Here is a 7939-nt window from a genome sequence, read left to right on the forward strand (position 1 = left end):
TCTTTCCTTGAATTCCTTTAAACCTCAGAAGCCCCTGCCACTTTCAAAAAACCACCGGTTACCGCACTGTCTACCGAGCGTACATGAAGATCAGTCTGTGGGAACGGAATTTCGATTCCCTCTACCTGGAATTCACTTTCAATATCCTGGTTCAGCTCGCTCAGTATATCCAACCTGTAGTTCACATCGGGAATCCAGGCCCGCAGTTCAAAATCAAGCGAGCTTGCCCCAAAAGAGAGGAACAGTGCGCTTGGCTTCGGGGTACTGAGGACCCTGGGATTAGCATTGGCACAGGCCAGCAATATTTTCAGCACCTCTGCAATATCAGAACCGTAAGCGACTCCAACCGGGACCTTCACCCTCGCACGCTTTTCTGCAAGGGTCCAGTTAATGACACTACCGGTGATGAGCTGCGAATTTGGTATGACAATTTCTGCGTTATCAAAAGTCTGTACCGTTGTAGCCCGGAGCCCAAGCTCTTTTACCTCACCTATATCATCATTGACCTCGATCATGTCGCCAACCTTTATCGGCCTCTCAAACAGCAGGATAAGGCCGCTGACAAAATTGTTAACAATCGCCTGCAGACCAAAACCAATCCCGACACTGAGAGCACCTCCAAGAATCGTTATCTGGCTGAGGCTGAACCCCAGTATTCTTAAAAGGACCAGCAAGCCGATAGTGAGAACCGCATAATGAACCAACCGTGTTATTGAGACCTGAGCACCTTTTTCCACCCTGTAACGCGGCAACACTTCCTGCATCAGGAAAGCGCGTAATCCACGGGAGAAGAGCAAAGTTATGTAACAGACAAACACCACCACCAAAAGAGAACCCGGGGTTATGTTAAACGTCGACACTTGAAATTCCAGAGAAGTTACGGCACCAAAAGCCTCTCTCAGGGTCGGGTACACCCACATGGCCATCAGGGCTATTGCCAGCCACAACACCCCATGGGCAATAGCTATCATGGGTACAAGCTGACGAACAATAGTTGGTGCATTATTCCTGACAATATTCATCGGGAAAAAGAGCAGGCCAAGTTCAAGCAGCCCGCTGATTATCTGCATCATTACCAAAATTACAAGGGTCACAAACACGAGAACCAAAACCCTGCCGAACAGTAAAATCGCCAGTTGATCATAGCCGCCGATGCCGGTAATCAGGATAACTATCGGGAAAAGCCCCCACAACCAGATAGCCCAGGTCACCTTCTTTTTTGACTGCGCCTTCCAGCGCTCTATAAAACTATAAAGAGATACGCAAAAAACAATCGCAGAAACATAAAACACAAAAAGATAGAAAATTGAGTGCGGAATGTTCATCACTGTCAGAAGAGCCGTGACAGCGAGAAAAATGGTTAATCGCCGAAGAAAAACTGCCTGCCATTTCAAAGCGACAATTTTTTCAGTCATAAACGCCACAGAAAGAATTAGCGGTATCTGAAGAAGAGTGTTCCAGTCGGGTGGCAAGGCAAGCCGTATCGATAAGGCATTCACCAGGGAAAACACTACCGAACTGATAAAAATCGCTGATAACAATGGGTGTGATGCATAATCATGCCACCTGGAAGAGGCGGAAGTTTTGCTGCGGCTCAGCTGAATAAAAAACGCCAACAGTGCCACGCTGCCAAAGGCCACAAGCACCCACCCGAGGTTCTGTTTTAGGTAGCCCCACTGGTAGAGGCAGAACAACCGAAAATTATCTCCACTCTGTTTAAACTGACGAACATCAAGCCGCTGATAAAATTCTGCACTCAACATTGAGGGTGAAGTCTGCTGGATCCGAAGTTCATTGGTATCCTTGATCAGCTCATCTACTTTTTCCGCCAAACCATAGATCTGGGTCTGGGTCTGACCGATTTTTTTTCCAGCGTCCAGATTAGGAACAAGTTGTAGCTCTATCATTTTCTTGGCATCATTAATGGTTTTCTCCACAACCGCGACAGTTGCGAGAAAATCTGCAGTTTCCTCTTCTGCCTGATGGTGCTGTTTTATCTCCGTAAATGTCTTATCCTTGTCGAGCCAATCGATATACAACCGCTGAATATTGCTGATATTTGATGCAATAGGAGTATTGAATTCATCGAGCCTGATCTTCAATTTAACCAGTTTTGATTTAAGCAAAGCAAGTTGATGATAACTGACATCCGGGGTAGACTCGCTTATCGTCACTTCCCACTTCATCTCTTTCAAATCTTTATGGAATTGGGGAAGTTCCTGTTGCAGCTCATCAACGCCCTTCATTGCTGCAAGATCATTTTGCAGATCAATATAGTCCCTCGGAAGAATATTACTGAGACTGTAGATTTCAATTATGCTCAGTTTGCGTGGTTCCCTCTCAGAAGCGGCAGCCTCCACCTCCTCTGCCTGAACGTGAGAAAAGAAGAGCAGGCTTGTCAGTAGACACAAAAACAGTTGAGTTGCTCGCATCATGAGGCACGCATTTGTTAGAATTGATCATTGCTGAAAAGAGGACGAACCAGACATTTCAGTTGAGACGGTGGCACGCTACAAATTGCACAACAGGCAGATAAGGTGAATATTCCGAGGGTAAAGTTTATCCTTAACTTTGATTTTTTACCAAGTCGCGAATTGCTGCGCGAAGCTCATCATAGTTATCGAGAATACGGTTGATCCTCCGATGGAGAAAGAACAGCAGGCCTCCACCACCGAGTATACCGAGGCCGAGAATCGCTGCTCTAAGAATGAAATAAACCTCCAATCCTCTAACCATTTGGACAAAGCGGTATTTGAGCTTGCCCCCCTCATTTATAGCCTGAAGCGAATCTTTGGAGACATTCTCGAGAATGAACAGGCCAGGTTATAAGAGATAAAAAGAGTGCTGAGGCCACTGACAATGATACCTGTCATTATAACAAGCAATATGTAGCCGATTTTTCTTTCTTTTGTTGTATCAATCTCTCTATGCTTTCTCATCACATCTCACTGAGTTCGATTTCTTCCAGGAGAGCAGCAATTTTTTCAAAAAGGACTTTATCCACAAGGACCTTGTCCGGAGGTGGGGAATACGTCTCATCTCCGAAGAGCAACCAGTCAACGGAACAGTCGGTTAAGCAAGCCACTTCTGTAGGCCAGCTGGGCGGCACCGTATTCTTGCGTAGAGCCTGGTCACTGCTTGCTTGGACTTACCTATTTTTTCCGCAAGTTCCACAGCGTTTTTAGAGTGAGTAGCGCTGCACATTCTGTTGAAAATTTTTTGACAGGTGTCAACTTTTTTCATTCTGTCTTCTCCTGATATGCGTAGGAGAAGAATAGTCCTGGCCGAAGTTTCTGTCAAACAGTAAACCAAGAGGGAGCCAGGAGAAGACATTGAATGGTGATCACTTATTCAATGTCGCTCCACCCAAAGTTTTTCTTTTGCACCCAAATATACCCAACACTCAAAACCTTAAGTTGACTGTAGCTGAACTGAAAGTAAACTATCAGCTTACTTGACTTAAAGATCGGCTTTCACTCGTCACCTTACTATTTGTTTTTTTACCCGACAAAACGTTCCGACAAAAAAAGACAAAGCCTCTCGTCGATTATGGAATTTACAGCAATATGATTATGGCAAAGAGAGAGATTAAATGAGCATCTATTGTGCTGACCGTTTTTCTGATGGTCTGTGGCGTACAGGTAATCTGCCAAAACGGGTACGTAGGAAACTCATATGGTTTCGCCGTCGAAGCTCTCCCTTCCCCTCAACTCACGAGGCTCTTACCGGAATATTGGGAAATGTTGAAAAAACACCTTTTGAGCAAAGAGTACTCAATAGAATGATGTTCATTTCCGCAATATTAACGTCCCTGATATTTTTAGAATCAGCATTATTCGGTATCTCAATCAAGGCTACCGTCCTCCTTGTTCTGTCATCCGCTTTTTTCTGGAGCCTGTACCTGGCAGAAAGAAAAGCCACCTCGTATAAACATCTTGAATTGAATTTGGTAGTTGAGCAGTTTTTCAAGGGAGTTGAGTTGACCGCGCTACGCAAGCACCACCCCAAAGTACTCTTCCAAAAGAATTTGGCGAATAAGCTAATGTATGTAGGTGACTCTCGGATTCACCTGCAGAGAGTATTGCTGAATCTGGTAACGAACGCTGCCGAGTCGATATCCGGAAAGGGGACTGTTCAAATAGAGACATCTTCCGTCCTCTTTCCGAGGGAAATCTAAGGAGCGGGTGGGGTTCCTTCGGGAAAATATACCAGATTACGTATTAGTGACACAGGTCTTGGTATTTCTAAAAGAGACCTGAAGTATATATGTGAACCATTTTTTACAACTAAGAGTCTTGGCCGGAGCGGTTCTGGCCTGGGTATGACCGTCGTTCGTTCAGCTGTTGAAGATCATGGCGGCTATATGGAAATCAAAAGCAAGAAGATGGGGGGCACGGCTATTATTATATATTTGCCTGAAGCAGAGAACAGAACCGGCCACAACACACCTGATACACACCCATCTTTTCAGGATCGAGGTACCGCTTGAGTATTGTATCTGGCAGATATCGAAAACTTTGTTTGCCTCCCCCGGTCAATCTCAAAGTCCATGAATTTCACCTATCAATGACCTGCCTAAGGACGCTGGCCATTTCCTCAACTTTATATGGCTTTTGCAGGATAGCAGCAAAACCGTATTGAAGGCAGTCAGACATAATCGGGCTATCTGCATAACCACTGGAGGCAATTGCTTGTACCTTGGGATTAATCTGTAGTAGCTTTTTCACAGCCTCCTCTCCGCCCATACCTCCCTGGATGGTCAGGTCCATAATAACTGCATCATACGCCTGTCCTTCACTCCGTGACGCTGCATACCGAGCCACCAGGGTCTCACCATCAGCTACGGAATCGACCACATAGCCCAGTCGACTAAGAATGGCTGTAGCTACTTCACATATGATCTCATCATCATCCATAAGGAGAATTCTCCCCTGCATTGCGACTGGCAGCTGTGCCTTTTCATTCAGAACAACCGCGGCATGGTCGGAGGACGGCAGATACATTCTGAATATGGTCCCGCCATCTACTTTCGAATGTACCGATATTTTTCCATTATGCTTTACAATAATCTTATGTACAGTTGCCAGGCCAAGCCCTTTTCCAGTGGCTTTTGTTGAAAAATAAGGTTCAAATATCTTCTCTTGTATTTCTGGGATAATTCCCGGACCGGAATCCCTAAATTCAACCTTGATATATTTTCCTCCAGGAAGGTCAGCAGAGTGTGCCCCCTCCTTCAAAAAGACATTTTCTGCAACGATGATGAGCCTGCCGCCCTCCGGCATGGCCTGCATGGCATTTAACGCCAAATTATGAAAAACCTGGCTCAACTGCCCGGAATCAGCTTCAATGTGGGAGAGATCATCATCAATATTCATTGTTACCCCAACCGAAGACCCCCGCAGGGCAAATTCAACCTCCTCCTTCAAAATCGTTTCCAGGGAAATAACCTTGCGCACCGGTGCCCCACCCTTGGAGAAGGTAAGAAGCTGCCGGGTCAATGATGTTGCACGCGAAGCGGCCTTCTCGGCGGAATCGAGCAGTGAATGGTTTGAACTTCCATCTTCAGTCTGAATCTTCAAGAGCGAAAGGCTCCCCATAATACCTGTAAGCAGATTATTGAAATCATGAGCGATTCCACCTGCAAGTACACCCAGAGACTCTAATCTCTCGACCCGCTTTTTTTCATCATCAATCTGTTTTCTCTCGGTGATATCGGTCGCTACCTGCAGACGGACCAACCTCCCGTCTACCCAGGTGATTATACATTCATCCAGCACATACCAGCGGCTCATAACATCATCAAAAAAAATCTCTGACCTCTCCAGCTCGTCACCATTATTATCAGACAGTTTCAGGGGCTCTACAGGCCGTTCGGTAGAAATAAGCGATGCAAAAAGATTATAGTCAGACCCAATCTTGCGCCCCTCCTCCAAAAGGGTCTGCAACTGGTTATTCATGAAAATCAATTCACCTTGCGCCACGGAAGTTACCTGGATAGCATGGTCCATACTGTCCAGGATCGTCACCACAGCATCATAGGACATCTGCAGAGCGCTTTGTGCATCTTTACGATGCCGGATCTCCTCCTGAAGTTTACTGGTGCGCTCGTCAACGAGCTCTTCCAGATGATGTCGATAGAGTTCGAGCTCCCTATGGAGTTTGTTTCGTTCGGTTATATCTGTATTGGCAAAGACAAATCCATGAACGTGCCCCCCATTGCTTTTAACAGGATAAATGCGCGAAACCATCTCCCGTGTTTCACCATTTTTGCACCTATACGTCAAATCGATATTTGACAATGCTTTCATCTCACGACTCTGCAGGATTTCCCTTTCAAGAAAATCTATGTCAGCCTGGTTTTGCAGCAAATTCCGGAAATGAGACCCGAGGATTGTTGAATCGTATTGAAAAACGTCGCTGGAAGAAGGATTCCAGGTGGTTATGTATCCTTCCAGGTCAATGGAGAAGATAGCATTGGGGGAATTATCAACGGATTGCCTGTAATGATCGAGAATCTGTTCACTCTTGAGAAGCTGATCTTTCAGCTCCTCGTTTTGCTGCCTTGCAGCGCGAAGCTGCTCTCGAAGTAATTCATTAGAGGTAATCTTATAAGGTTCCAAAGACATATCGATACCCACCAGGAAGCACCTGAATCCACTCCAGGTCTTCCAAAAGATTAAGTAGTTCCCGTCCTAAAACTACCCTTCTGCCCAATCTCAGCGTTCCGGCTTAATTATTTATCCTCCGAATATTTTACACATATGCGTGCGATAAATAATTAAGCCATGCCTCGATATTGAACAGAATGCTGAGTTTTAGGATGGGAACTAAGTAGCAAAAACTGTGAAATTCTAAAGCTTCGCTTCACCAGAAATAGTTATTCCTGGTTCCACAGCACATTGCTGTTCTCTATAAGGTGGGTAGATACAACAAATGCAAAAAACTATAGAGACAAACAGCTTAGAGGCTCATTTCCTCTCCATACTCCATAACATAGGCATTCTGGCCCGCCTCCTCCACTTTCTTTTTGAAAAGCTGGGGATCCGCCTCTATCACGGGGAAGGTGTTATAATGCATTGGCACGGCAAGTCCAGGTTGAGCCAACTGTACAGCCTTGACCGCATCATCAATTCCCATGGTGAAATTGTCCCCTATCGGCAACAGCATATAATCAATCCTGGTCATCTCCCCAATGAGCTTCATGTCATAAAAGAGCCCTGTATCGCCAGTGTGATACAATGTTTTATCGTCAATAGTGAGAATGACCCCGGCAGGTTCCCCGCCATATACATTATCAGGCGTACTTGAACCGTGATGGGCAATAGTGAATTTCAATCTTCCAAACGGAAAATTATACCCTCCGCCGATATGCATATTATGTGCCCTCAATCCTTTTTCAGTGCAGTAGTTTGCCAGTTCATTGACACAAATAAAGAGGGAATCGCACCGTTTGCCGATCTCAAACGCATCCCCAATGTGGTCGCCATGGGCATGGGTCAGCACAATAAAATCCGCAGTAACATCTTTTGACTTGATCGGAGAAGTGGGGTTACCATCGAGAAAAGGATCAATGAGTAGGGTTTGCCCGGCATCCGTCGTAATCTGAAATGAAGAGTGAGAAAAATATTTTAGCTTCATAATGTACCCTTTAGCAAAGGTGATTGATATAAGAACTTAGTTTCAGCCAAAATCGAAATGGAGACAGAAAACCACAATAAAACCGTGCTCTACAACATTACAGACACACTCCTTTCTACCCTATTATCGTATGTACTGGCAACTGCAACCCTTCACAGCTATGCGTCACACCTGCTATTATTATAATTAAGACGCTTAAATTTATAGGGAATTACTCAATGACAATTATCCCCAATTAAAACCCGATATCCACATAGACGGCTGTCCCTTGTGTCGAGCCAAACGATCCAATGAGTTGCCG

Annotated in this window: 7 protein-coding genes; 3 read left to right on the plus strand and 4 right to left on the minus strand. The window is 45.2% G+C overall.

Annotation, left to right across the window (positions count from 1 at the left end):
* Positions 1–17: 17 nt before the first annotated feature.
* Positions 18–2435, minus strand: coding sequence for a mechanosensitive ion channel family protein (locus GA520_RS21640; protein WP_205749405.1), 2418 nt, complete (start codon positions 2433–2435; stop codon positions 18–20).
* Between the two features lie 208 nt (positions 2436–2643).
* Between GA520_RS21640 and GA520_RS21645 the strand changes: the two genes are divergently transcribed.
* Positions 2644–2829, plus strand: a complete 186-nt coding sequence (locus GA520_RS21645) for a hypothetical protein (protein WP_163340400.1) — start codon at positions 2644–2646, stop codon at positions 2827–2829.
* 109 nt (positions 2830–2938) lie between these two features.
* Here GA520_RS21645 and GA520_RS21650 read toward each other — a convergent pair whose 3' ends face one another.
* A complete protein-coding gene (locus GA520_RS21650) occupies positions 2939–3085 on the minus strand; it encodes a hypothetical protein (protein ID WP_163340401.1) in 147 nt (48 codons plus the stop codon).
* A 507-nt stretch (positions 3086–3592) separates the two neighbouring features.
* On the opposite strand from GA520_RS21650, the gene GA520_RS21655 reads away from it, so the two are divergent.
* Together GA520_RS21655 and GA520_RS27295 are read left to right on the plus strand one after the other, a co-directional pair.
* Positions 3593–4177, plus strand: coding sequence for a hypothetical protein (locus GA520_RS21655; RefSeq protein WP_163340402.1), 585 nt, complete (start codon positions 3593–3595; stop codon positions 4175–4177).
* A 78-nt stretch (positions 4178–4255) separates the two neighbouring features.
* On the plus strand, positions 4256–4489 hold the full coding sequence (locus GA520_RS27295; protein WP_370362813.1) for an ATP-binding protein: 234 nt from the start codon (positions 4256–4258) through the stop codon (positions 4487–4489).
* Positions 4490–4556: 67 nt separating this feature from the next.
* On the opposite strand, the gene GA520_RS21660 is transcribed toward GA520_RS27295, so the two are convergent.
* Complete coding sequence (locus tag GA520_RS21660) at positions 4557–6626, minus strand: ATP-binding protein (RefSeq protein WP_163340403.1); 2070 nt, start codon at positions 6624–6626, stop codon at positions 4557–4559.
* A 334-nt stretch (positions 6627–6960) separates the two neighbouring features.
* On the minus strand, positions 6961–7638 hold the full coding sequence (locus GA520_RS21665; RefSeq protein WP_163340404.1) for a metal-dependent hydrolase: 678 nt from the start codon (positions 7636–7638) through the stop codon (positions 6961–6963).
* Positions 7639–7939: the final 301 nt, after the last annotated feature.

The organism is Desulfopila sp. IMCC35008, assembly GCF_010646885.2.
Lineage (GTDB): Bacteria > Desulfobacterota > Desulfobulbia > Desulfobulbales > Desulfocapsaceae > Desulfopila.